Source organism: Beijerinckia sp. L45, from assembly GCF_009765775.1.
In the GTDB taxonomy this organism is placed as follows: domain Bacteria; phylum Pseudomonadota; class Alphaproteobacteria; order Rhizobiales; family Beijerinckiaceae; genus RH-AL1.
In genome coordinates this window covers 20,960-42,772 of sequence record NZ_LMUU01000168.1, presented here as the reverse complement: position 1 = coordinate 42,772, position 21,813 = coordinate 20,960, and the positions used below count along the sequence as shown (strand labels likewise).

The window sequence follows — 21,813 nt, the reverse complement described above, 5'->3', positions numbered from 1 at the left end:
TCAGAAGTCTAGCGAGATAGGTGACGATCGTCACCTAAGCAGCGTCCTGTGGAATATCGTCGTTCGGGCATCGCCAAATGATCAAAAGCCGCATCCGACCGTCATTTGACGCCGGGCAAAAGAGCGAGAATGTCGGCTTTGGTCATAGACTCGATGTCCATCGTCATGTGCCGATAGTCATCGGGAATTTCCGCGAGGCGCTCCCGTACTGATGGGTCACCCTGCTGCGCCAATAGATGGAAGTAGGAGAACTTGGCGTCGAGCGCCAAGCCGTAGAAGGTTGGCATTTCCGCTTCGAAAGGCGCTGTTTCCAGCGCGCTCAACGCCTCTTGATCGCGTCCGAGCTTGAGCAGGAGGGCGGCTTGTCTCTGTTGTACCCCGCACTTCGAATTGAAGAGTTGCGCTTTGTCTCGGATTAAATTTAGCGCATCCTCGTAGCGTCCCTGCCGCTCAAGCGCGACGCCGCGCCAATGAACCTCGCGCTTCACGTCGTCGGAGCTCAACGCGGTGTCGCGCGCCCCGTCAAGCATCGCGGTGAGCCCGTCCCAGTCTTCGGACCGAGCAAGCTCGTTGAACCTATCGACATCAATCATGAACGACACTCATGAACGACGTTGCCGTGATGGACTTCGCGAATCCTAAGTCGCCGTCGAATTCTGGATATTCTTCCGATTGTTTGCAACGACTTCTCTCACAAACATGGATCTCTGGTATTCGGGCGACTGACTTATTGTCTCAGAAGAAAGTTCGGTCGAGAGAAACCCATTCTGCGTCTGAAGTTCTTCGGCCAACAGCTTGATTTTATCCTCTAAGGCGACATCCGAAAAGCCCAAGCCGAGATAGGCCGCCACAGCGACGACATCATCCTCGCTTTTTGGGTAATCCCGGAGCCCAATGCTGAATTTGGTAAGCAGGTAAAACGCCGGACTGAATTCCATGCCTCTCTCCTCAATAGGGACATAGTTCGAACGGCCAGATTTTCCCTTGTTCCAGGCAATATGAGTGGCAGCTACCGCATCTGAATCCTGATGGAAACAACATATTACCGACCGAGTCCTGGCATTTCACATAGTTGTCGGTGCATGTCCCAGCATCGAATGCGAAATGCTGGTGCGACGTCGATGATCCTGACGGCACCGGTGAAAAACGGCCGCCCCCGTGGTCGCCGGGGGGCTGCCTCGGATGCTTGCTCTCATCCCAACCCACATCCTTGGCAAGCTTCGCAGCCTCCGCCGATCCGCCATTGCCCAGCGCCACATACCCTGTCCCTGTGAGCGCCATCGCCGTGTCCGCCGCAGCGTCCCGCAGAGGCGCGCGGCCGAGGGCGGCGCGCGCCTCATTGATCGTCAGGATGCCGCGGCCGGTGAAGCTGGAAAGGATGGTTTCCTGCACCTGCGGGTCGATCGTCGCCGTCGGCGTCCAGGCGAATTCGAGATCGGCGGACGCAAACTCGTCGGCGAGCAGGTCGTCGACGAGCGCCTTGACCCATTGCAGGATCGGCGCCAGCCCCTCTTCTTCTGCAAGATCCTTCTGCACTTCCGCGGTCGCGCGGTTCATCTGCTGCACGAGCGCCTGGGGCGAGACGGAAAAGGCGAAGCAGACGATGCGCGCCAGCCAGTCGTCGAAGACGCTCTTGAGCTCCGGCTCCTTGGTCTGGATGAAGGTTTTCGCCACCCCGCCGGGCACGAATTTGGCGCGGCGGCGGCGCGCGGCATCGCCGGAGAAATAGGCGTCCCAATATTTTTGGTAGGAGCCGATCTGGTCCGGCGTCCAGGTGTCCGGCACGCCGATCAGGCTGTCGGGAATGTTGCCGTCGGTGAAATAATCCATGAGGAAGAGTTGGCGGCGCAGCGCGATGTTGACCGTCGTCATCACCTGCTCGACGGGGCTGAAGCCGTAGGCCTTGTTGACCCGCGGATTGCGCGGCCGGTACAGCAGATCACGGACGGAATAGTCGACGGCGGGAAAGCCTTTGAGTACCTGCTGATAAGCGACGGGATAGACGGTTTGTCCTCCTTCGAAGCTCGGCTGCGGCGTGCGGCCCCAGGCGTCGATCACCGGCTTGATCGTCGCGCCATCGAGCGGCATCAGCGCGATGAGCTGGCCGCTGCGGTTGCGTCTGAGGTAAAGCGCCGGCGCATCGATGACGAAGAGCTCTTCGAGCAGCAGCCGCAGCCAGTCCGCCCAGCCATGAATGCCGTCCGGCTTGCAAAAAAACGTCGTCAGCGCGTCGGCCCTTGCAGCATCGGCCGCGGCGCCGGTGCCCCGCGGCTTGATCGACCAGGCGAGGCGCGCGATCTGATCCTTCCGCGTCTCGATGACGAGGCGGAGCAGGTCATAGCCATCCGCCAGCGACCGCAGGGTGCCGAAGGTGACGGCCTCGGGCCGCGGCTGCAGCCAGAGGTTATACCCTGCCGGATAATCCCACTGGCGGCCGGCGACATCCGCGGGCGCGCCCGGCGCGATCGGATCCAGCGGCCCGAACCAGCTCGCCGCGGACTGGGCGGACGCCGCACCTTGCCGGGCGGCAAAGGACAGGCTGACCTCGTAAGGGTTGAGCGACCACTGTCGCTGCCCGGCGCCCCGCTCGCTCATGGTTTGGCTCCGCTCGATAAATGAGACACCCGCATCAGTTCCGGTCCAGCGACATGCGGCGATAGAATTCGATGATGGCGGTGTCGGTTTTCCCGAGGAGGTGCGTCACCGCCCAGATCGCGGCGTCGGCATGATCGGGACTGCCGTGGCCGCCGTAGCCGGAGGCGGAAAAAGCGCAGAGCTGCTCTTCCAGCTTGGGAAAGCGGCCGACGTGATGCACTCTGCCATCCTCGTAGAGCAGCGAGATCGGCTCGGCCCGCACCGCCTTGCCGCGGCTTGCGGTCACGAGCGTCACCGGCACGTTGGCATCGGCGGCATGGATCGTCGCGCGCACCATCTCGCCGCCGTAGTTCGACTCGGCGACGATGCAATCGGCTTTGAACTCGTGAAACGCGGCGACGGCGCGGCGGCTCCACACCGCCGGCGCTTCGCGGCAGGAGCGGTCCGCCAGAATATAGCAATCGCCGTCTTCGTGCTTCGCCGCGACGACGATGCCGATTTCGTCGGCGCCGAGATCGTCGCGGCCGGCCGCGCCGGATGGGTCCACCGCGACCACCACGCCCATACGTTTCTCCAGTGGAATAGCCTCTGGCGCGCAGCGGTAGCGCTCGATGATCTCGAAGCTCCAGAGCGCGTCGTCGACGGCTTCGACATAGACGCCTTCATAGAACCGTTTGCGCTGACGCTCGGGCAGATGGGCCAGACTTTCGAGATAGGCCGGCGACAGGTTGTCCGCGTTGTCACGCGGATTGATGAAGGCGCGGGCGTATTGCTCGGGATCGCTCAACGGCTGGCGCGAGACGGGATCGCGCTTGTCACCGAACAAGGTGTTGGTCCAATGCATCGTGTGGGTCGGATTGAGATCGACATAGGCGCGCTGCGGCAGGTCGCCCACCACCTGCGCCAGCCGCGTGAAGGCGACGAGCGCGGACGTGTAGGGGATCTGCGAGGCTTCGTTGAGAAACACGGTGACGTATTCGAGCCCGAGAATCTTTTCGACGCGATCCTTGTCGTCGAGGCCGCCTACCGCGATGCGCGAGCCATTGGTCAGCTTGAAGAATCCATCCTGCCGCGACTCCTTCAGCGTCACGCCAGGAAAGCACAGCGTCGTCACGGTGGGCAGCGTATCCAGCGCGATCGAGGCGTGCGCGGCGTTGGCATGGAAGCGCAGGATGACATGATGCGACCCTGGAGCCAATATCGCGCGCTCGACGATGGAGCGCACGATGAGAAACGTTTTTCCCGACCGCGTTCCGCCGGCCAGGCAGGTGTAGCGCTGCGACCCTTCGAGAAGCGCGCGCGCGGCCTCCTGCCCCGCGCTGAACGAGACCATGCGGGTGTCCTTTTGGTTTGGGTGGTGACGATCTCGACGGCGGTGTCATCCCGGCGCGCGCGGCGCGAACCCGAGATCCATGGACACCGCGTTGCTACATGGGCGTTATAGTAGCGCCGCGGCCATCGCGGCGATCCGCTGGACCAACCGCGTTTTCATGGGTCCCGGGCTCTCGCCTGCGGCGAGCCCCGGGATGACAGTGATGGTTAGATTTCAAAGGCCGCAGCGGCGACGCAGGTCGGGCTCGGCATGCGCGCATTAGGCCGTCACAAACTGTCGTTCGTCAACGGGGTGGGACGAGGCTTGTTTCAGCGATCTTACATCCGTTCGTCGGCAAACGATCCAATTCACGTCGAGTGCCGCCATCGCCCCACCGTCATCCTGGGGCGCGCGAAGCGCGAACACGGGATCCATGCAAACGGTCTGGCGGATTTAGCCTCGTAGGGTGCCGCGCGGCGATCCACTGGACTCATCGCGTTTTCATGGATCCCGGGTTCCTGCCTGCGGCGGGCCCCGCGATGACAACGATGAGGCGGGGTTAGTCGCAGTCTCCCGCGGTCAATGCACGTCGGGCAGCAGCGGATTGCGCAAGAAGCCGTAGTCGGTTTCGTCTTTGGTCAGGCGTTGGACGTGGCGCTTCTGCTCGCGGCATTTGGCGTAGGCGCGCGTGCCGGGGCGCAGGCCGTAGGAGCGGCAGCTCGCATCGTCCCGTGGGAACTGGCTGACGGCCACCGGCCCGACGCCGGGGCAGCTGCCGTGGGCGAGGTCGAGCGCACAGTCCTGCGCGCCGCATCCGGCAAGCAGCAGCGCGATAAGGGGAGCGAGGCGTTTCATCGCGGGCTACTTCGCGTGCTTCGCGAGCCACGCCTTCATCATCGCGATTTCCTTGTCCTGAGCGGCGACGATGTCGGTGGCGAGGGTTTTCAGCTCGGGATCCTGGCCGTACTGCAGCTCGGCTTTCGCCATGTCGACGGCGGCCTGATGGTGCGGCAGCATCATGCGAACGAAGTCCTGGTCGGTGTCGCCGGTCGGCATGTTCTGGTGCATGCCCATCATCATGCCCTTCATGGCATTGAGGAAGGCCGTGTCGGCGGGGTTGTCCATCGGGTCCATCGGCGCGGCGAAGGCCGGCGCGGCGAAAACCAGGGCCGCGGCGAAGGGCAAAGCGAAACGGAAAAACGTCAAGGCGCGACTCCTGCTATGGCTCGCCGAGGGGAACCGACGGCGAGCCATAGCATGAGGCGATCCTGGTCGAAAGAAAGGCGCGCGCTAAAACACTGCGATGTGACGCGCGTTGAGATCGTTGGCCAGATGCTCCAGCGCCTTGGCGCGCAGGCGATAGAACGTATGCGGCGCCCAGCCCTTCTCGCGGCACAGCGCGCGCACCGAGCGGCGGCGGGCCGCACGCAGGGCCCAAAAGCTGGTGACCAGCGCCATCCCGGTATCGACGCTGCGGAGTTCGCGCAGCCATTCCAGGCTCGTGTCCATGGCTGTGATCTCGACAGACGATGGCTTTAGGCCCGCGTGATTGCGCCACGCCGCGCGCTCGCGTTTTTCGCTCTCCGGCAGCTCGGCCTGCGCCAGCTGGTCGGCCCACTCCACGCGGTGTCGTGGCCAGTGATCGCCAGGCTGCCTGGGACCGCGGACGCGCGGCATCCGGTCGAGCGTTTTAAAGGCGTCCACGAGGCGCCGGGCGACGTGGTCCGACGTCCAATGTTCGGGCAGAGCCGCATCACCGATGAAACCGTCGTCATCGGTGAGGTTCGCAAGGTGCTCCATCTCACACCCCGTCATCGAGGATGTTGTCGATGAGGCCGGCGTCCGACGCCGCGGTGACGAGGAGGACTTGGATCAAGCCTTCGCGGGTCAGGCCGCGCTTGGCCGCCGCCTCGTCGTAGAGGGCGCCGGCACCGCCGGACAGCCGGAATAGACCGTGGGGCGTGTCGCGAAACGCAAGACCGAAGCGGTGGGCCTGGCGATGCACGTTTGTGGTGGTCGAGGCGATCATCGGATCGCGCGCGACGCGTTTGGCGTCCCACCCCTGGCCGACGAGAAAGCCGAGGCGGGCGACACGCTCATGGGTCCAGCGCGTCTTGGGAGGGGAAGAAGGATGCGTTGTCATGCATCCATAATCGGTAGATCTACCTATTTCGTCAACGGTCATTCTACCGGATTGCATTGGTACAATTTTCGGTTATTCTACCGAAATGGAACTGCAAGATGTCTTATCGCGTGTTGAAAGCCGGCTTGAGGCTTTGGGGCTTTCGGCGAACCGCGCCTCGGACATGGCGAAGAAGCCGGATGCGATCCGCAACCTCAAGCGCGCGGTTTTGAACGGCGAGCGCCGCGGGGTCACCACGGAAACCCTGGCGGCCTTGGCGCCCGTGTTGAAGACCACGGCGGCGTGGCTGCTCGAAGGCGTCGGCGACGGCGGGTCGAGCACCGCGATCCGCGTGGTTGGGCGCATCGGGGCCGGTGCGGAAATTCTGCCGGAGTTCGAGCAGATCCCACCGGAGGGCCTGTTCGAGATCGAGCTGTCGTTTCCTCTTCCGCCCGAAACCGTGGCCTTCGCGGTTGAAGGCGACAGCATGTGGCCCCGCTACGATTCCGGCGATGTCGTCATCTGCGGCAAGGCGGAGAGCGACGCTCATGCCGTCATTGGTCTGGAGGCCGCCGTGCGAACCTCCGACGGCAAGCGCTACCTGAAGACGATTCGGCGTGGGCCCTCGGCCGGCCTCTTCGACCTCGAGAGCCACAACGCCCCACCGATCCGCGGCGTCGGCCTCGAATGGGCCGCGCGGATTTTGATGATCCTTCCCCGTAGCCAGTGGCGGCAAAGTCTGACCGCCCGCTAAGCGCGACACGCTGGATACCTTTATCTAGGTATTTTTACCGTATATGCTCCAGGCCGTTCTGGAGCCCTTATCATGATCCGCGCCAAACACGAGTCCACGCCACCTCGCCGCGACGATCCCTCCGATGACGATATGCAGCGGGCTGCCCGCTGCGCGGTGGTGCACCGCATCAAGACGCGGGCGCGGCTCTACGCCAAGCGACCGATGGCGCTGGAGCCTCTTTACCCCGGCCTCGCCTGCGCCTCAGGCGCCACGTTGGTCGCGGTCGCTTCGCATCTCGTCGAGCGCGAAAGCCGTTCGCCGCGGCGCTGGTTCGGCTTCGGCGGCGAGGTCAGTTTGGTCAACGCAAAGGCCGCTCTACTGCTTGGACGGGCAAACAGACGGTTCGGCAGTCGCGGCTAAAAGGCGCGGCCGATCTGGCATACACCCATTGTTTTTCGGAGGGTCAGGACAAACATAGAATTTTCCGCTGCCTTTCCGGAGGCGGGCCGACAAAAGTACTGCCGGGAACCAAAGCGAGAGCGCTTTTGTTCTGCCGTCCAAACGAGAGCGCTGACGCGCTGGAGGCGTGATGAGTTCAGGACTTGCGTTGCGGGATGCCCCCGGCCGCCTTCTCGCCGCCGACCAAACCTCGGAATCGCTGTCGAGCCTAGCCAGACGCCTTTTTGCCACACGCCGGCATTCGCTTGATCTCGCGGCGCCCTTGTCGCCGGAAGATCAGGTGGTGCAGCCAAGCGACGACGCCAGCCCGACGAAGTGGCACCTCGCCCACGTTACCTGGTTTTTCGAGACGTTCCTGCTCAAGCCCTACCTGCCGGGCTACACCCTCTTCGACGAGCGGTTTCCTTTCTGTTTCAACTCCTATTACGAGGCCGAGGGCGAGCGTCAGCCGCGCGGCAGCCGTGGACTGCTGACGCGGCCGACCCGCGACGAGGTTTTGGCTTATCGCGCCCATATCGACGCCGGCCTTGCCGCGCTGCTGGCAAGCGAGGCCGCGAACGCGCCGGACGTGCGTGCGCTGATCGAAGTCGGCATCAATCACGAACAGCAGCATCAGGAGCTGTTGCTGACCGACGTTTTGAGCCTGTTTGCGGCGAGCCCGCTGCGGCCGGCCTACCGCGACGATCTGCCGGCGAAACCCGCTGCCGCGGTACCCGAGATGACGTTCAAGGCTTTTGACGGCGGCATCCACGACGTCGGTCACGACGGGATCGGCTTCAGCTTCGACAATGAATCGCCGCGCCACAAAGCGCTTCTCCAGCCTTTCGCTCTGGCCGATCGTCTGGTGACCAACGCCGAGTGGCTGCAGTTCATCGAGGCCGATGGCTACGGCACCGCGAACCTCTGGCTGATGGACGGCTGGATCACGGTGAAGACCGAGCGCTGGAGGGCGCCGCTCTACTGGGAGCAGCGGGCCGGCCGCTGGATGCGGATGACGCTCGGCGGCCTCGTCGAGCTCGACCTTGCCGCACCCGTCTCGCACATCAGCTTTTACGAGGCCGACGCCTACGCGCGCTGGGCGGAAAAACGCCTGCCGACGGAATTCGAATGGGAGTTCGCGGCGCTCGCCAGCGACGAGCAGCCGGCGGTCGCCCAATCGCAGTATTTGCGGCCGCAGCCCGACGCGGCCAGCAAGCAGTTTTTCGGCGAGGTTTGGCAGTGGACGCAGAGCGCCTACCTGCCCTACCCCGGCTACCGCGCGGCGCCCGGTGCGATCGGCGAGTACAACGGCAAGTTCATGGTGAGTCAGCAGGTGCTACGCGGTTCGTCCTGCGCGACGCCCGCCGGACACGCCCGCGCGACCTATCGCAACTTTTTCTATCCCCATCAACGCTGGCAATTCACCGGCCTCCGCCTCGCGAGCGACCTATGACCCACGATCATCACGATTTCGACGCGCCGAGCGACGAGGACAGTTCCTTCGCGAGTGCCGCGCTGGCAGGTCTCGCCGGCTCGCCGAAGACATTGCCGTGCCAGTTCTTCTACGATGCTCGCGGTAGCGAGCTTTTTGAGCTGATCACCGACGTGCCGGAATATTATCCGACGCGCACGGAAGCTTCCATCCTCAGCGCGTGCGCCGGCGAGATCGCGGCGGAAACGCCGACCGGCTCGGTGCTTGTCGAATTCGGCTCCGGCTCCAGCCGCAAGACCGAGATTTTGTTGACCGCGCTTGATGCCCTGAAGGCCTATGTGCCGATCGACGTGTCGGGCAGCGCCTTGGACGAGGCGCGCGAACGCCTGTCGACGCGCTTCCCTAACCTCATCGTGCATCCGATCGTCGGCGATTTTCGCGCCGCGCTCGTACTGCCGGACGATCTGGCGTCACGGCCCCGCCTCGGGTTCTTCCCCGGTTCGACGATCGGCAATTTCGCCCCGCGCGAAGCCGCCGATCTGCTGCGCAGCATGGCGGCAAGCCTGGCGCTCGGCGGCCGCCTGATCATCGGCGTCGACCTGCGCAAGGATCGCGCCCGCCTGCTGCCGGCCTACAATGATGCCGCCGGCGTCACCGCCGCGTTCAACCTCAATCTTCTGGTCCGCGCCAACCGCGAACTTGGCGCCGATTTCGACCTCGCCGGCTTTGAGCACGAGGCGATCTTCAACGCCGAGAAGAGCCGCATCGAGATGCATCTCATCAGCACGCGGAAACAGACGGTCTCGCTCCTCGGCCGCCATTTCGATTTCCGGCCAGGCGAGTCGATCCATACTGAAAATTCGCACAAGTATTCGGTGTCGGATTTCGGCGATCTCGCGCGCAGCGCAGGCTGGACGCCGCGCCGCGTCTGGACGGATGCACAGTCACTGTTCAGCGTGCATGAGCTGGTGGTCGCGGGTTAAGCGTCCGCGCTGCAGTCGCGGCGATTAGGCCGCGCTGCTCGTGTCGTAGGGCGCGACGAGAAGCTGGATCGGAATGCGCGAGGCGGCGCTGGTCTTCTGCGCCATTTCGAGCGACACTTTACGGCGACCGCTCAACAGGTCGGAGGCCTGCGAGTGGGAGCCAAGCAACTCGGCCAGCTCCTTTTGGGACCGGCCCATGTCGGTGATGGCGTATTACAAAACTGCGCCACGGTGAGAGCGTCTATTCGATCATATTCGGCATGCGAACAAGGCAAACCCTGCCACCCCGAGCCCTCTTGGCTGGGCCCGGATGACACCCTGCAACGCTATAGCGTCGGCGCCCGCCAGATCTCCTCGGCGTAATCACGGATCGTGCGGTCCGACGAGAACCAGCCCATGTTGGCGATGTTCTTGGTACGCACCTTCGCCCATTCCTTGGGCTGCTCCCACAGCGCGTCGACCTTTTGCTGGGCGTCCCAATAGGCGTCGAAGTCGGCAGCCACCATGAACGTGTCGTAGCCGAGCACGGCATCGATTAGCGACTTGTAGCGATCGCGGTCATCGGGCGAGAACATGCCGTCGTAGATCGCGTCGAGCACGTCCCTCAGGCGCGGTGATAGGCCAGCAGCATCGCGACCGCGGAAGCCGTCGGTGCGCTTGACCGCAACCTCCGCCGTCGTCAGGCCGAAGATGAAGATGTTGTCCAGACCGACCGCTTCGCTGATCTCGATGTTCGCCCCGTCGAGCGTACCGATGGTGAGCGCGCCGTTCAACGCCATCTTCATGTTGCCGGTGCCCGAAGCCTCCATCCCGGCGGTGGAGATCTGCTCGGAGAGATCGGCCGCCGGGATGATGGTTTCCGCCAGACTGACGTTGTAGTTCGGCAGGAACGCCACTTTCAGCCGGTCGCCGATGGCGGGATCGTTGTTCACCACCTGCGCCACGTCGTTGGCCAGCTTGATGATCAGTTTTGCCCGCGCGTAGCTCGCCGCGGCCTTGCCGGCAAAAATCTTGACCCGCGGCGTGTAGGCCCCGTTCGGATTGGCCTTCATGTCGCGATACAGCGCCGCGGTCGAAATGATGTTCAGCAGCTGGCGCTTATACTCGTGGATGCGCTTGATCTGAACGTCGAACAGCGCGTCAGGGCTGACGATGACGCCGAGGCGATCCTCGATCACCCGCGCCAAGGCCTGCTTGTTGCGGCGGCGCAGCTTGACGATGCGGTCCTGCACCGACGCGTCGTCGGTGAACGCCTCGAGCCCGCGCAACAGCTCGGGTTGATCGAGCACGCGCGGCGTCAGCGTCTCGGCCAGTAGCGCCGTCAGCTCCGGATTGGCCTCGTAGAGCCAGCGGCGAAAGGTGATGCCGTTGGTCTTGTTGACGATACGGCCGGGATAGATCGCTGCGAGATCGCGAAAAATCGTCTGCTTCATCAGGTCGGTGTGCAGCGCCGACACGCCGTTGATGCGGCGCGAGCCGATGAAGGCGAGATGGCCCATGCGCACGCGCTTGCCCTCGCCCTCCTCGATCAGCGACACCGACTTCAACGTATGCTCGTCCTGCATCGTCGCCGGCACGTTGGCCATATGCATGTGGTTGATCTGGAAGATGATCTGCATGTGGCGTGGCAGCAGATCGTTCATCAGGCCGACCGGCCAGGCTTCGAGCGCCTCGGGCAGCAGCGTGTGGTTGGTATAATTCAGCGTGTTGGAAGTGATCCGCCAGGATTCCGCCCAAGAGAACCCCTCCTCGTCGAACAGCAGCCGCATCAGTTCGGCGACGGCGATCGCCGGATGCGTGTCGTTCATGTGGATCGCGGCGTGGTCGGGCAGCGTCGCCAGCGTCTTATGCAGCGACAGGTGACGTCGCATCAGATCCTGCAGCGAGGCCGAGGTGAAGAAATATTCCTGGCGTAGCCGCAGCGCCTGGCCGGACGGCGTCTCGTCGCTGGGGTAGAGCACGCGCGAGATCGACTCGGCGTGCGCACGGGCCGCGAAGGAGCCGACGTGATCGCCGCGGTTGAAGGCGGTGAGTTCGATCGGGTCGGTCGAGCGCGCCGACCACAACCGCAGTGAATTGGCGTGTTTGCCTTGCCAGCCGATGATCGGCGTGTCGTAGGCGGCGGCCAGCACCGTCTCGCTCGGGTGCCAGATGCCGCGCGGCGCATCGTCGTCGCCCGTCACCTGCTCGACATAGCCGCCGAAGCGGATGGGATAGACGAGTTCGGTGCGCTCGAATTCCCAAGGGTTGCCGTGAGCCAGCCAATCCTCCGGCACCTCGTGCTGCCAGCCGTCCGAAATAATCTGACGGAACAGGCCGAGATCGTAGCGAATGCCGTAGCCGTAGGCCGGCAGCCCGACGCTCGCCATGCTTTCCATGAAGCACGCGGCGAGGCGGCCGAGACCGCCGTTGCCGAGCGCGGCGTCGGGTTCTTCCTGGCGGATCGCGTCAAGATCGACGCCAAGCGCCGACAGCGCATCGCGCGCCGTCTCGGTCAGGCCGAGGTTGGTCAACCCGTCGAACAGCAGGCGGCCGATCAAAAATTCAACGGAGAGATAATAGACGGTCTTGCCGTTGGCCTGATGGGTGCGTCGGCGGGCGCTCATCCAACGATCGACGATGCGGTCGCGCACGGCCAGCGCCAGAGCGACGAACCAGTCGTGCGGGCTCGCGGTCTTGGTGTCCTTGCCGACCGCGTAGATCAGCTTGGCCAGGATCGCCTCGCGCAGTTCCTCGCTATCCATCGGCGCGGGCGGCACGGCCTTGTTCGCGACGTCGAATTCGGTTTTCAGCATGATCGCGCATCCATTCCTGGGCTTGTGCCCTCAAGGGAATCATTTTTCGCGCCAAGACCGCGCCGCGCGGGAGCTTAACCATTGGCGCGGGATTTCGAAGCCCTTCTTATTGCCAAGGGCATCCTCGCCTGATGGCAGGACAAGGTGATGCTTTTGCGGGGCTCGTGCGGCGGCGCGACACAATTCAATCCCGCAACATGTCGTCCTGACGATTGTCAATTGAAAACTGACGCGATTTCGGCCATGCTGGGATCCGTACCGATCCGATGATCGGAGCTGGCCGAGGATACCTGAGCTGATCAACACGAATGTAAGCGGAACGACCGCACCGTCGTTTCCTCCCCTGACGGGCTCCGATGAGTTCGAAGAGGGATCCCTCGTGCAGGTCGTAATGGCGAGTCTAGACGACGCGAAAGCTGAAGACGCCACGCTTATCGATCTCCACGGGAAGACCAGCATCGCCGATGCGATGGTCATCACCACTGGCCGCTCCAGCGTCCATGTCGCCTCGATCGCCGACCGCGTCGTCAAGGCGCTGAAGGAATCGGGCCGCAGCGCGCCGAGCGTCGAAGGTCTCGTGACCGGCGATTGGGTCCTGATCGATGCCGGCGACGTCATCGTCCACGTCTTCCGTCCGGAAGTGCGCCAGTTCTACAATCTCGAAAAGATGTGGGGCGCCGATCGCCCGACCGAGCATCGCGCGGTCTAACCCTCGGGACCTGCCATGCTGCGGCTGATGCTGGTTTGCGTCGGCCGCGCAAAGGCGGGCGCGGAGCGCGACCTGGCGCAGCGCTACATCGACCGCGCTAAACTCGCCGGCCGCGCCGCCGGTCTGAGCCTCGAGCTTCGCGAAATCGACGAAAGCCGCGCGCGGCGGCCTGAAGACCGCAAGGTCGAAGAGGCCAAAGCGATCGCCGAGCAGGTCGGGGCCGGCGGCGTGGTGGTAGCGCTCGACGAAACCGGCAAGGCTGTCGACAGCGAGCGCTTCGCCGCGATGATCGGCACCGCGCGCGACGAAGGAACACCGAATTTCGCCCTCGTGATCGGTGGCCCCGACGGTCTCGATCCCGGATGGCGCAAGGCGAGCACCCATGTCATTGCCTTCGGCGCCATGACCTGGCCGCATCAGCTCGTCCGCATCATGGCAAGCGAGCAACTCTACCGCGCCGTGACGATCCTGACGGGGCATCCGTATCATCGTGCTTGATTTTTTCCGCTCCCCTTTCTTCGTCTGCCGCGCCAGCGGGAGACGGTGGCCTCGCGAAGCGAGGTCGGATGAGGGCGTTGCCTGCGCGCTCGGGCGCTCTTTGATGCTTTCGCTACTTATTTCAGCGGTGTCGCCGGCCTATGCAGACGATCCAAAACCAACGCCGCAACCGGCCTCAGCCGCTCCCAGCGACCCCAAGACACAGCTTCGCGGTGTCCAAGACTCCATCGATGCCTCCGCGGCGCGCCGCCAGACGATGCAGACCGAGATCGATGCGATCAAGGACGATCATGCCAAACTGACGGCCGCGTTGATCGAGGCGACCCGCCACGTCGGCGAGGACGAGCAGAAGATCGCCGACACCCAGGCGCGGCTCGATACGCTCGTGACCAGCGAGGCGGCGACGAAGCGCTCGCTCGAGGGACGCCGCGTCATCATCGCCGAAGTGCTCGCCGCCCTGCAGCGCATGGGCCGTAAGCCGCCGCCCGCCCTGCTCGTTGATCCCGAAGACGTTCTCAAGGCGATCAGAACCTCCATGCTGCTCGGATCGGTGCTGCCCAGCATGAAGGCCGAGACCGATGCACTGGTTGCCGACCTGACCGATCTCGCCCGCGTGCACGCTTCGATCGATGCCGAGCGCCGGACGATGGCGGACGATCTGTCGAGCATCAATGCCGAGCGCGAGCGCCTGGCCGGGCTCATTGCGGCCCGGCAAAACGCCATAGGCAAAGCCGAGACCGCGCTGGGGGCGGAACGCGACCGCGCCCAGACCCTTGCCGGCCAGGTCTCCTCTCTCAAAGAGTTGATTGGCCGCATGGAAGCGGAAAGCAAGCCGGCCGCCGACGCAGCGGCAGCCGCCAAGAAGGCCGACGAGCAGCATCAAAGCGTCGCAGCCCTGGCGCCGGAGACGCTGCAAAAACTCGGCGTCGCGCCATTCAAGGATCCCGCGCGGTTGGCACCGGCCGTCGCCTTCGCATCGCTGAAAGGCATGCTACCTCTGCCGGTTACCGGATCGGTGCTGCGCGGCTATGGCACGCCGGACAATTTTGGCGGCACGGAAAAAGGCCTGTCGTTTCAGACCGGCAAGGGCGCGGTCGTGGCCTCGCCGAGCGACGGCTGGATTGCCTATGCCGGGCCGTACCGCAGCTTTGGCCAGTTGTTGATCGTCAACGCCGGGAATGGCTACTATATAGTTCTTGCTGGTATGGATCGGATCAACGTAGATTTGGGCCAATTCGTTTTGGCTGGCGAACCGATTGCTGTCATGGGCGACGGTTCGACAAAAACGGCTGCCGCCATGGCCCTTGGAGCAGCTCAGCCAATTCTGTACGTCGAGTTTCGAAAAGACGGGGCGACTATCGATCCGGGCCCATGGTGGGCGAAACCGGAGCTTCAAAAGGTTCGCGGATAATGCGCAAAGTCTCGCTTGTGTTGTTGGGTGCGGTCCTCGGAGCGTCGACCGTCGCGCTCGGCACGCAAACCCATTTGCTATCGGCCACCATGGCCAGCGCGGCGGCGTCCGACACGTATCGCAGCCTGAACCTGTTTGGTGACGTGTTCGAAAAGATCCGCACCGACTACGTCGAGAAGCCCGACGACCAGAAGCTGGTCGAATCCGCGATCAACGGCATGCTGACCTCGCTCGACCCGCATTCCAGCTACATGGACGCCAAGAGCTTCCGTGACATGCAGGTGCAGACGCGCGGCGAATTCGGCGGCCTCGGCATCGAAGTCACCCAGGACAACGACCTGATCAAGGTCGTGACCCCGATCGACGACACGCCCGCCTCGAAGGCCGGCATCCTGTCGGGCGACATCATCAGCGCGATCGACGGCGAGGCCGTCTCGGGCCTGACGTTGAACCAGGCCGTCGACAAGATGCGCGGCGCGGTGAACACCTCGGTCAACCTGAAGATTTTACGCGGCGAGAAGAAGGACCCGCTGGACGTCAAGCTGACGCGTGCGGTGATCACCATCAAGTCGGTCCGCAACAAGATCGAAGGCGACGACATCGGCTACATCCGCATCACCCAGTTCAACGAGCAGACGTTCGACGGGGTCAAGGAGGCCATCGACAAGTTCACCAAGGACATCCCGGCCGACAAGTTCAAAGGCTACATCATGGATCTCCGCAACAATCCGGGCGGACTCCTCGACCAGTCGATCGCCGTGTCCAACGCCTTCCTCGACAAGGGCGAGATCGTCTCGACCCGCGGCCGCAACGCCGACGAGACCCAGCGCTACAACGCCCGCCCCGGCGACATTTCCAAGGGCAAGCCGCTCGTCATCCTGATCAACGGCGGCTCCGCCTCGGCCTCCGAGATCGTCGCCGGCGCCCTGCAGGACCACAAGCGCGGCACCGTCATGGGCACGCGTTCCTTCGGCAAGGGCTCGGTGCAGACCATCATCCCGCTCGGCCAGAACAACGGCGCGGTGCGCCTCACCACGGCGCGCTACTACACGCCGTCGGGTCGTTCGATCCAGGCCAAGGGCATCGAGCCGGACATCCAGGTGCTCGAAGACGTGCCGGCCGACCTGAAGGGCAAGGACGACACCAAGGGCGAAGCGTCGCTCAAGGGTCACCTGACCAACGGTCCGGAAGAGCACGGCTCCAGCGCCTACGTGCCGCCGGATCCGAAGAACGACCAGCAGCTGATTGCGGCAGAAGATCTGCTGCGCGGCGTGAAGAAGACGGCTGCCGCTCCGGCGCCCGCAGCGCCGATGCCGGTTGCGGCGCCGCCCGCGACGACGGTCCAGCCCGGTGCACCGGCTCCGGCCGCGCCGACGACGGGTGGCACGCCTGTGGTTCCCCCGCCGGCTAAAATGCCCAACTAAGCCTGGGGGTTACCCCAGACGGTTGTTTCGGCAGCGGCCCGTCGCGCTCTATAGTGGAGCGCCCGGGCCGCTTTCGATTCGGAGGGTGGTCGGAACGACGAGGCGTTGAGCTTGCAGGAATGTGATGGCAAGCGATGATCTGAACAGACCGCTCGGGATGGACAAGCCATCGCCGAAGCCTCCAGGTCGCCGGTTCGCGACGATTGCCGTGGTCTGTCTCGCCACCGCCGCCGGAATCGGTATCGCCGTCGTTCTCGTGTTCGCCAACCCCCACGGCGGTGAGCCTTTCGCCGTCGCCACCATCCCGCCGCTTCCCCCGGTTGCCGACCGCGCCCCGACCGGGTCGATCCGGGCTCCGGTGCCCGCCGCCGACGGCAATGGCGCAACGATGGAAAACGGCGTGACCGTTTTCCGCGCCAACCGCGAACAGACGCCGAACCCATCGACCCAAGGCGCTGGGCCTCTCATCATCAAGGTGCCGCAGGCCCTCGGCCTGAGTGAAGTCGCAGCGGCCGACAAGCGCCTCATCGAGGCAAGCCGCTACGGGCCGTTGCCGAAAATCGCGGCCGACGGCTCCCGGTCGAGCGAGGTCTATGCGCGGCCACCGGTGTTTGGCGCCACCATCCATGCCGGAGCGCCGCGCATCGCGCTCTATATCGGCGGGCTCGGCCTCAACGCTGCCGCGACAACCGACGCCATCGAGCACATGCCGGCCGCGGTGACGCTGGCCTTCGCCCCCTACGGCGAAAAACTCGACGACGCGGTGGCGCGCGCCAAGGCCGCGGGCCACGAGGTTCTGCTGCAGCTGCCGATGGAAGCCTTCGGCGACGATCGGCCCGGGCCGCATATGCTGCGCACCGGCGCCACGCAAAGCGAGACGATCGACGATCTGCACTGGCTAATGAGCCGGATGAGCGGCTATGTCGGCATCAGCAACTTTCTGGGCGGCCGATTCACCGCCGATCAAACGGCGATGACGACCATGCTTCAAGAAATCGGCGGCCGCGGCCTGCTTTATGTCGAGGACGGGACGTCCCGGCGAAGCCTCGGCCCGACGCTGGCTCCGAGCCTTGGCATTCCCACCGCGCACGCCGACGTCGTTCTCGACGCGGCGGATGCGAGCGCCCTGCGCACCGCCCTGGTCAAGCTTGAGGCGATCGCCCGCGACAAGGGCTCGGCGATCGGCGAAGCCAGCGACCTGCCCGCCACCATTGCCGCCATCGCGGACTTCGCGCAGACGCTCGAGGCCAGGGGGATCGCCCTCGTGCCGGTGAGCGCACTGACCAGCACCACCGCTCCAGCCATAGCCGCGACCCCATGACCAAGCTTTATGCGCCCGAAACCGGCAATTACCGCCCGTGCGTCGGCATCATGCTGCTCAACAAGGACGGCCTCGTCTTCATCGGTCAACGCAAGCCGAAGCGCAGCGCCGACGGTCTGCCCAACGGCCATCTCTGGCAGATGCCGCAGGGCGGCATCGACCCTGGCGAGAGCCCGTACAACGCTGCGATCCGTGAGCTGGCCGAGGAGACCAACATCACCTCCGTCTCGCTGATCGCCGAGGCGCCGGAGTGGTACACCTACGACCTGCCCGTCGACCTCACCAAGAAGGCGTGGCGCGGCCGTTACCAGGGCCAGCGCCAAAAATGGTTCGCGCTGCGCTTCGAGGGCGACGAGAGCGAGATCAACGTCACCGCGCCGACCGGTGGCTTCCGCCCGGAATTCGAGACCTGGCGCTGGGAGCGGATGGACAAGCTCGCGGAGCTGATCATCCCGTTCAAGCGGCAGGTTTATGAGAACGTGGTGCGGACGTTCGGGCGGTTCGCGGGGGTGTAGGCGTTGGCCTAGCCAGCGTCCTGTCGCTGGAGCCGTAGCATTTATTGGATATACGACGGCGAACGAGGCAATCTTGAGCAAGCGCGACGACGAGCGCATCAAGTATCTGGCCACGCTGGTAAACACCTGCGCGGCTTCATGTTTTACGGTCGGCGTCGTTGCCCCGATCGCCGCTGCCTTCTATGGCGCCCCGCCGGACACCGGTATCGCCTTATTCATGCTTGGAACTTTCGTTTGGCTTTGCGCCGCGTTGTCCCTACATTTCTCGGTGAGGCGGATTTTAGGACGGCTCCGATGAACGCATTCCAAGTCTTTGGCTTTATCGCACTTCCCGTCATCATTGCGGTCGGCGGATGGATTGTGGCCTTCATCGTCGCGCCGCCCGAGCGTATTGGCCACACGAAATCCCCAGCCGAGCATAGCGCAAACCGCGCCTAGGTTGCTTCTGGGCTAGGTGGGCGCGGCGCCTGTTATGGGTCGCCGTCTAAACAGAGACGAATCGCGCATCAGCACGCAAAGCGCGGACGCTCCGGCGTGGTCCAGCACCAAGGTTTGCAAGCCAAACACGAGAAGATCGAGCAGGCTCTCGGACGGAAGGCGCCGCCTTAATCGCCGATGCTGCCCATCACATCGCGTTTGCTTCGAGGCCGCCCCTAAGGCAGCCGTATTACAGCGAAAGCCCAATACGGTCGAACTGAAACCGTCGCGTAAACGAGCCGCCCGATGGTGGCCGCTCTGGACGCGCTCAGCGGATGCCACCGGCGGTGGACGTTGCGGGTCCCTTGTTTGCAGGGAGCATATAGCCTTGAACGATATGTCCTACCCCCGCGCAGATGCGCGATTGAGCGGCCTGTTGACTCAGGTCGAAAGCCTGAGGCCGCTGGTCGAAACCCATCGCCTGGCGTTTCCGGAGGGGCCTGATCTGCCGCGGCCGATAGCCGAGGCGTTTCTCCGCGCGGGGTTGGCTCAACTTTGGGCACCCGCAGAAGTGAACGGTGCCGAGCTTCCGGCGCCGGATCTTCTCCGTGTTGTCGAGGCCGTTGCGAAGCTCGATGGATCCTTGGGATGGTGCACGGGAATCTCTGCCGTCGGAACCCGGATCTTAGGGCTCTTAAGCGAGGCAGCCTCCAGACGCGTGACCGGCAACAAAACCTTCGGCAGCAGCGGTTCTCTGCTTCCAGGCGGACGGGCCGTCCGTGAGGGAGACGGGTGGCGTGTCCAGGGCCAATGGCACTTCGCCAGCTTCTCCCGCTACAGCAGTCTCTCGCTCTTAGGCTGCATTGAATATGAAGACGGTTCGCCGAAGATCCTCGACGGAAATCCAGTCACGCGTCTTGTCGTTTCGAGAAGCGACGGGATCAAGGTCGTCGGAAACTGGAACGCGACCGGTCTGCGGGCAAGCGGCAGCCATGATATCGAATGCCATGACGTCTGGGTGCCGGACGACCAGACGTCTGGGTTCAGCGCGTTTCAGTTGCCGCGAAGCCCCGGACGTCCTCTTTACGACATTCCCCTGGTCAGCTCGGCGGCGATCTCGTGCATCGGCGTTCCGCTCGGCATCGCCGCCGCGGCCATCGATGCCTTCGCCGACATAGCCCGAAAAAAGGTCTCGTTTCTGCAAACGGCCTCGCTGCAGGAGCAAGAAATCGTCCAGCTCACGGTCGGTCGATCAAAGGCGAAGCTGGCGTCGGCCAGAGCCTATGCTCACGCGGCGGTCGCGTCCGTGTGGGCAGCGTCGCTCAATGGAACCGGTGCAAGCATCGCCGAGCAAGTCGATTTGCGCCAGGCGTGCTGGAACGCTGCGGATGTGGCGAGAGGCGTGGTCGGCGATATGTATCGCATGGCCGGTATCGCTGCGGCCCCCAACGACAGCCTCCTGGCCACACAATTCCGCGACATTCACCTCGTGTCGCAGCATATCAATTTCGCCGACCGGCTGCTCGTCGCACCGGGCCGCGTTGCGCTCGGCATGGCGCCAGGAAGCCCGGTGATCTGATCCGACCGTCGGGCCACATGGGATAAGGCGGAGATGTCTGTTCCCACGGCGAACGCATCTGGCGTTCGCCGGCGCCTACACCCGCATCGGCATTAGAACGTACAGCGCCGAGGCGCCATCGCGGTCGAGCACCAGAGTCGGCGAGCCCGGATCGGCGAGCTTGAACAGGGCAGTGTCGCTGTCGATCTGCGCGGTGATGTCGAGCAGGTAGCGGGCGTTAAAGCCGATATCGATCGGCGCGGAATCGTAATCCACCTCGAGCTCTTCCACGGCCGAGCCAGAATCCGGATTGGTCACGGAGAGCGTCAGCTTGCCATCCGCCACCGCCAGTTTCACCGCGCGACCGCGCTCCGAGGAGATCGTCGAGACACGGTCGACGGCCGCCGCGAAGGGCACGCGATCGACAACCAGGCGCTTGTCGTTGCCGCTCGGAATGACGCGAAGGTAGTCCGGGAAGGTGCCGTCGATCAGCTTCGAGGTCAGCACGACGTCGCCGAAGGTGAAGCGGATCTTCGCCGTGGAGACCTCGACCTTCACCGTCTCCGAGGCGCCGTCGATCAGCTTCTGCACCTCGGCCACCGTCTTGCGCGGCACGATGATGCCGGGCATGCCGGCCGAGCCTTCCGGCGCCGCGACTTCGACGCGGGCGAGACGATGCCCGTCGGTCGCCACCGCGCGAAGCATCAGGTGCCCCTCGGCATCGATCGTGTGCATGAAGATGCCGTTGAGATAGTAGCGCGTCTCCTCGTTGGAGATGGCGAACTGCGTCTTGTCGATCAGCCGCTTGAGATCGGCGGCCCCGACCTCGAAACTATGCGTCATCTCGCCGGCGGCGAGATCGGGAAAGTCGGTTTCCGGCAGCGATTGCAGGTTGAAGCGCGAGCGGCCAGAGCGCAGCACCAGCTGGCCGCTCTCGCCCGTGGTCTCCAGCGAGACCTGCGAGCCGTCGGGAAACTTGCGGACGATGTCGTAGAGGATGTGGGCGGGCAGCGTGGTGCCGCCGGCCTGGCCGACGTCGGCGGCGACGATCTCGGTGACTTCGAGGTCGAGGTCGGTCGCCTTGAGCATCAGCGACTGGCCTTCGGCACGCAAAAGCACGTTCGACAGGATCGGGATCGTGTTGCGCCGCTCGACCACACGATGCACGTGGCCCAGCGATTTCAACAAGACCGCGCGTTCCAAGGTAACTTTCATGTCGCCAAATCCAATCGGCCGTGGCCGTTTTTCCCTCATCCGGGGGCGGGACTGTGGCTTGGCCTGAGGCAAATCGCAAGCGGGCGCAGAGGAGAATTTGCACCCTCGCCATGGCTTGCCACAAGAGTCCCGCGAAACCGCCGTTTTACGCGCCTTTAAGGCGTCTGCTCTAAGCTTAACGTTCGGCGCCATCCTGCGTTGACCTTCGAAAGGCTGCGGCACCACCTCATGGCAAAGCGCCCCTCGACCGAACGCCGCGAGCCGACCTTTGGCCGCGACTATGACGCGGAAGAGCGCGCCGAGCGGCGGAGCGCGGGGCGCGAGCGCAAACA

Annotated in this window: 25 protein-coding genes; 13 read left to right on the top strand and 12 right to left on the bottom strand. The window is 64.2% G+C overall.

The window, feature by feature from the left end; all coding sequences use genetic code 11:
* Positions 1-101 precede the first annotated feature (101 nt).
* From GSQ79_RS18295 to GSQ79_RS18260, 8 genes are all read right to left on the bottom strand, one after another.
* Positions 102-593 carry a hypothetical protein gene (locus GSQ79_RS18295; RefSeq protein ID WP_158810108.1) on the bottom strand — a complete coding sequence of 164 codons (492 nt, stop codon included), beginning with the start codon at positions 591-593 and terminating at the stop codon, positions 102-104.
* A 45-nt stretch (positions 594-638) separates the two neighbouring features.
* Positions 639-938 carry a hypothetical protein gene (locus GSQ79_RS18290; RefSeq protein ID WP_158810107.1) on the bottom strand — a complete coding sequence of 100 codons (300 nt, stop codon included), beginning with the start codon at positions 936-938 and terminating at the stop codon, positions 639-641.
* Positions 939-948: 10 nt separating this feature from the next.
* Positions 949-2,595 carry a phage portal protein gene (locus GSQ79_RS18285; protein WP_158810106.1) on the bottom strand — a complete coding sequence of 549 codons (1,647 nt, stop codon included), beginning with the start codon at positions 2,593-2,595 and terminating at the stop codon, positions 949-951.
* Between the two features lie 34 nt (positions 2,596-2,629).
* Positions 2,630-3,928 (bottom strand): phage terminase large subunit, encoded by a 1,299-nt coding sequence (locus tag GSQ79_RS18280; protein WP_158810105.1) that lies wholly within the window; start codon positions 3,926-3,928, stop codon positions 2,630-2,632.
* 558 nt (positions 3,929-4,486) lie between these two features.
* Complete coding sequence (locus GSQ79_RS18275; RefSeq protein WP_158810104.1) at positions 4,487-4,762, bottom strand: hypothetical protein; 276 nt, start codon at positions 4,760-4,762, stop codon at positions 4,487-4,489.
* Positions 4,763-4,768: 6 nt separating this feature from the next.
* Positions 4,769-5,113 (bottom strand): DUF305 domain-containing protein, encoded by a 345-nt coding sequence (locus GSQ79_RS18270; RefSeq protein ID WP_246725422.1) that lies wholly within the window; start codon positions 5,111-5,113, stop codon positions 4,769-4,771.
* Between the two features lie 84 nt (positions 5,114-5,197).
* Positions 5,198-5,707 (bottom strand): hypothetical protein, encoded by a 510-nt coding sequence (locus GSQ79_RS18265; protein WP_158810102.1) that lies wholly within the window; start codon positions 5,705-5,707, stop codon positions 5,198-5,200.
* A gap of 1 nt (position 5,708) precedes the next feature.
* Complete coding sequence (locus GSQ79_RS18260) at positions 5,709-6,050, bottom strand: hypothetical protein (RefSeq protein ID WP_158810101.1); 342 nt, start codon at positions 6,048-6,050, stop codon at positions 5,709-5,711.
* Between the two features lie 163 nt (positions 6,051-6,213).
* Between GSQ79_RS18260 and GSQ79_RS18255 the strand changes: the two genes are divergently transcribed.
* From GSQ79_RS18255 to egtD, 4 genes are all read left to right on the top strand, one after another.
* Positions 6,214-6,783: a S24 family peptidase gene (locus GSQ79_RS18255; protein WP_246725421.1), complete on the top strand. Its 570-nt coding sequence runs from the start codon at positions 6,214-6,216 to the stop codon at positions 6,781-6,783.
* 72 nt (positions 6,784-6,855) lie between these two features.
* The gene (locus tag GSQ79_RS18250; RefSeq protein WP_158810099.1) at positions 6,856-7,185 is read left to right on the top strand and encodes a hypothetical protein; all 330 of its coding nucleotides are present in this window, start codon (positions 6,856-6,858) and stop codon (positions 7,183-7,185) included.
* 169 nt (positions 7,186-7,354) lie between these two features.
* Positions 7,355-8,656 carry an ergothioneine biosynthesis protein EgtB gene (gene egtB / locus GSQ79_RS18245; RefSeq protein ID WP_158810098.1) on the top strand — a complete coding sequence of 434 codons (1,302 nt, stop codon included), beginning with the start codon at positions 7,355-7,357 and terminating at the stop codon, positions 8,654-8,656.
* Positions 8,653-9,618 (top strand): L-histidine N(alpha)-methyltransferase, encoded by a 966-nt coding sequence (gene egtD, locus GSQ79_RS18240; RefSeq protein ID WP_158810097.1) that lies wholly within the window; start codon positions 8,653-8,655, stop codon positions 9,616-9,618. The genes egtB and egtD overlap by 4 nt, the downstream gene beginning before the upstream one ends.
* Positions 9,619-9,642: 24 nt before the next feature.
* On the opposite strand, the gene GSQ79_RS18235 is transcribed toward egtD, so the two are convergent.
* Positions 9,643-9,816, bottom strand: a complete 174-nt coding sequence (locus tag GSQ79_RS18235) for a helix-turn-helix domain-containing protein (RefSeq protein ID WP_256379038.1) — start codon at positions 9,814-9,816, stop codon at positions 9,643-9,645.
* 128 nt (positions 9,817-9,944) lie between these two features.
* On the bottom strand, positions 9,945-12,362 hold the full coding sequence (locus GSQ79_RS18230; protein ID WP_174243244.1) for a glycogen/starch/alpha-glucan phosphorylase: 2,418 nt from the start codon (positions 12,360-12,362) through the stop codon (positions 9,945-9,947).
* A 442-nt stretch (positions 12,363-12,804) separates the two neighbouring features.
* Here GSQ79_RS18230 and rsfS point away from each other — a divergent pair, with 442 nt between their 5' ends.
* A complete protein-coding gene (gene rsfS, locus GSQ79_RS18225) occupies positions 12,805-13,122 on the top strand; it encodes a ribosome silencing factor (RefSeq protein WP_158810192.1) in 318 nt (105 codons plus the stop codon).
* A gap of 18 nt (positions 13,123-13,140) precedes the next feature.
* The gene (gene rlmH / locus GSQ79_RS18220) at positions 13,141-13,620 is read left to right on the top strand and encodes a 23S rRNA (pseudouridine(1915)-N(3))-methyltransferase RlmH (RefSeq protein WP_158810191.1); all 480 of its coding nucleotides are present in this window, start codon (positions 13,141-13,143) and stop codon (positions 13,618-13,620) included.
* A 288-nt stretch (positions 13,621-13,908) separates the two neighbouring features.
* Here the strand turns inward: rlmH and GSQ79_RS29670 are convergent, their stop codons facing one another.
* Positions 13,909-14,058, bottom strand: coding sequence for a hypothetical protein (locus tag GSQ79_RS29670; protein ID WP_246725420.1), 150 nt, complete (start codon positions 14,056-14,058; stop codon positions 13,909-13,911).
* 7 nt (positions 14,059-14,065) lie between these two features.
* Here GSQ79_RS29670 and GSQ79_RS18215 point away from each other — a divergent pair, with 7 nt between their 5' ends.
* From GSQ79_RS18215 to GSQ79_RS18185, 7 genes are all read left to right on the top strand, one after another.
* Positions 14,066-15,031, top strand: coding sequence for a murein hydrolase activator EnvC (locus tag GSQ79_RS18215; protein WP_246725419.1), 966 nt, complete (start codon positions 14,066-14,068; stop codon positions 15,029-15,031).
* Complete coding sequence (locus tag GSQ79_RS18210) at positions 15,031-16,455, top strand: S41 family peptidase (RefSeq protein ID WP_158810093.1); 1,425 nt, start codon at positions 15,031-15,033, stop codon at positions 16,453-16,455. Before GSQ79_RS18215 ends, GSQ79_RS18210 begins: the two co-directional genes overlap by 1 nt.
* 124 nt (positions 16,456-16,579) lie before the next feature.
* Positions 16,580-17,776, top strand: coding sequence for a divergent polysaccharide deacetylase family protein (locus GSQ79_RS18205; RefSeq protein WP_158810092.1), 1,197 nt, complete (start codon positions 16,580-16,582; stop codon positions 17,774-17,776).
* Entirely contained in the window at positions 17,773-18,291 is a 519-nt protein-coding gene (locus tag GSQ79_RS18200) for an RNA pyrophosphohydrolase (RefSeq protein ID WP_158810091.1), read from the top strand. The genes GSQ79_RS18205 and GSQ79_RS18200 overlap by 4 nt, the downstream gene beginning before the upstream one ends.
* 73 nt (positions 18,292-18,364) lie before the next feature.
* Positions 18,365-18,589, top strand: a complete 225-nt coding sequence (locus GSQ79_RS18195; protein WP_158810090.1) for a hypothetical protein — start codon at positions 18,365-18,367, stop codon at positions 18,587-18,589.
* Positions 18,586-18,729, top strand: a complete 144-nt coding sequence (locus GSQ79_RS18190) for a hypothetical protein (RefSeq protein WP_158810089.1) — start codon at positions 18,586-18,588, stop codon at positions 18,727-18,729. The genes GSQ79_RS18195 and GSQ79_RS18190 overlap by 4 nt, the downstream gene beginning before the upstream one ends.
* Before the next feature lie 376 nt (positions 18,730-19,105).
* Positions 19,106-20,287 carry an acyl-CoA dehydrogenase gene (locus tag GSQ79_RS18185; protein ID WP_246725432.1) on the top strand — a complete coding sequence of 394 codons (1,182 nt, stop codon included), beginning with the start codon at positions 19,106-19,108 and terminating at the stop codon, positions 20,285-20,287.
* Between the two features lie 75 nt (positions 20,288-20,362).
* Here the strand turns inward: GSQ79_RS18185 and dnaN are convergent, their stop codons facing one another.
* Positions 20,363-21,481, bottom strand: a complete 1,119-nt coding sequence (gene dnaN / locus GSQ79_RS18180; protein ID WP_158810087.1) for a DNA polymerase III subunit beta — start codon at positions 21,479-21,481, stop codon at positions 20,363-20,365.
* Between the last annotated feature and the right edge of the window lie 332 nt (positions 21,482-21,813).

Bases quoted from the DNA above. Each gene is read 5' to 3' on its own strand.
- GSQ79_RS18280 (WP_158810105.1), bottom strand. From the start codon at position 3,928: ATGGTCTCGTTCAGCGCGGGGCAGGAGGCCGCGCGCGCGCTTCTCGAA.
- GSQ79_RS18200 (WP_158810091.1), top strand. From the start codon at position 17,773: ATGACCAAGCTTTATGCGCCCGAAACCGGCAATTACCGCCCGTGCGTC.
- GSQ79_RS18205 (WP_158810092.1), top strand. From the start codon at position 16,580: ATGGCAAGCGATGATCTGAACAGACCGCTCGGGATGGACAAGCCATCG.
- GSQ79_RS18230 (WP_174243244.1), bottom strand. From the start codon at position 12,362: ATGGATAGCGAGGAACTGCGCGAGGCGATCCTGGCCAAGCTGATCTAC.
- GSQ79_RS18265 (WP_158810102.1), bottom strand. From the start codon at position 5,707: ATGGAGCACCTTGCGAACCTCACCGATGACGACGGTTTCATCGGTGAT.
- egtB (WP_158810098.1), top strand. From the start codon at position 7,355: ATGAGTTCAGGACTTGCGTTGCGGGATGCCCCCGGCCGCCTTCTCGCC.
- GSQ79_RS18185 (WP_246725432.1), top strand. From the start codon at position 19,106: ATGTCCTACCCCCGCGCAGATGCGCGATTGAGCGGCCTGTTGACTCAG.
- GSQ79_RS18295 (WP_158810108.1), bottom strand. From the start codon at position 593: ATGATTGATGTCGATAGGTTCAACGAGCTTGCTCGGTCCGAAGACTGG.
- GSQ79_RS18275 (WP_158810104.1), bottom strand. From the start codon at position 4,762: ATGAAACGCCTCGCTCCCCTTATCGCGCTGCTGCTTGCCGGATGCGGC.
- GSQ79_RS18290 (WP_158810107.1), bottom strand. From the start codon at position 938: ATGGAATTCAGTCCGGCGTTTTACCTGCTTACCAAATTCAGCATTGGG.
- GSQ79_RS18210 (WP_158810093.1), top strand. From the start codon at position 15,031: ATGCGCAAAGTCTCGCTTGTGTTGTTGGGTGCGGTCCTCGGAGCGTCG.
- GSQ79_RS29670 (WP_246725420.1), bottom strand. From the start codon at position 14,058: ATGATGACGCGGCGTCCCTCGAGCGAGCGCTTCGTCGCCGCCTCGCTG.
- GSQ79_RS18250 (WP_158810099.1), top strand. From the start codon at position 6,856: ATGATCCGCGCCAAACACGAGTCCACGCCACCTCGCCGCGACGATCCC.
- GSQ79_RS18255 (WP_246725421.1), top strand. From the start codon at position 6,214: ATGGCGAAGAAGCCGGATGCGATCCGCAACCTCAAGCGCGCGGTTTTG.
- GSQ79_RS18260 (WP_158810101.1), bottom strand. From the start codon at position 6,050: ATGACAACGCATCCTTCTTCCCCTCCCAAGACGCGCTGGACCCATGAG.
- dnaN (WP_158810087.1), bottom strand. From the start codon at position 21,481: ATGAAAGTTACCTTGGAACGCGCGGTCTTGTTGAAATCGCTGGGCCAC.
- rsfS (WP_158810192.1), top strand. From the start codon at position 12,805: ATGGCGAGTCTAGACGACGCGAAAGCTGAAGACGCCACGCTTATCGAT.
- egtD (WP_158810097.1), top strand. From the start codon at position 8,653: ATGACCCACGATCATCACGATTTCGACGCGCCGAGCGACGAGGACAGT.
- GSQ79_RS18285 (WP_158810106.1), bottom strand. From the start codon at position 2,595: ATGAGCGAGCGGGGCGCCGGGCAGCGACAGTGGTCGCTCAACCCTTAC.
- GSQ79_RS18190 (WP_158810089.1), top strand. From the start codon at position 18,586: ATGAACGCATTCCAAGTCTTTGGCTTTATCGCACTTCCCGTCATCATT.
- GSQ79_RS18235 (WP_256379038.1), bottom strand. From the start codon at position 9,816: ATGGGCCGGTCCCAAAAGGAGCTGGCCGAGTTGCTTGGCTCCCACTCG.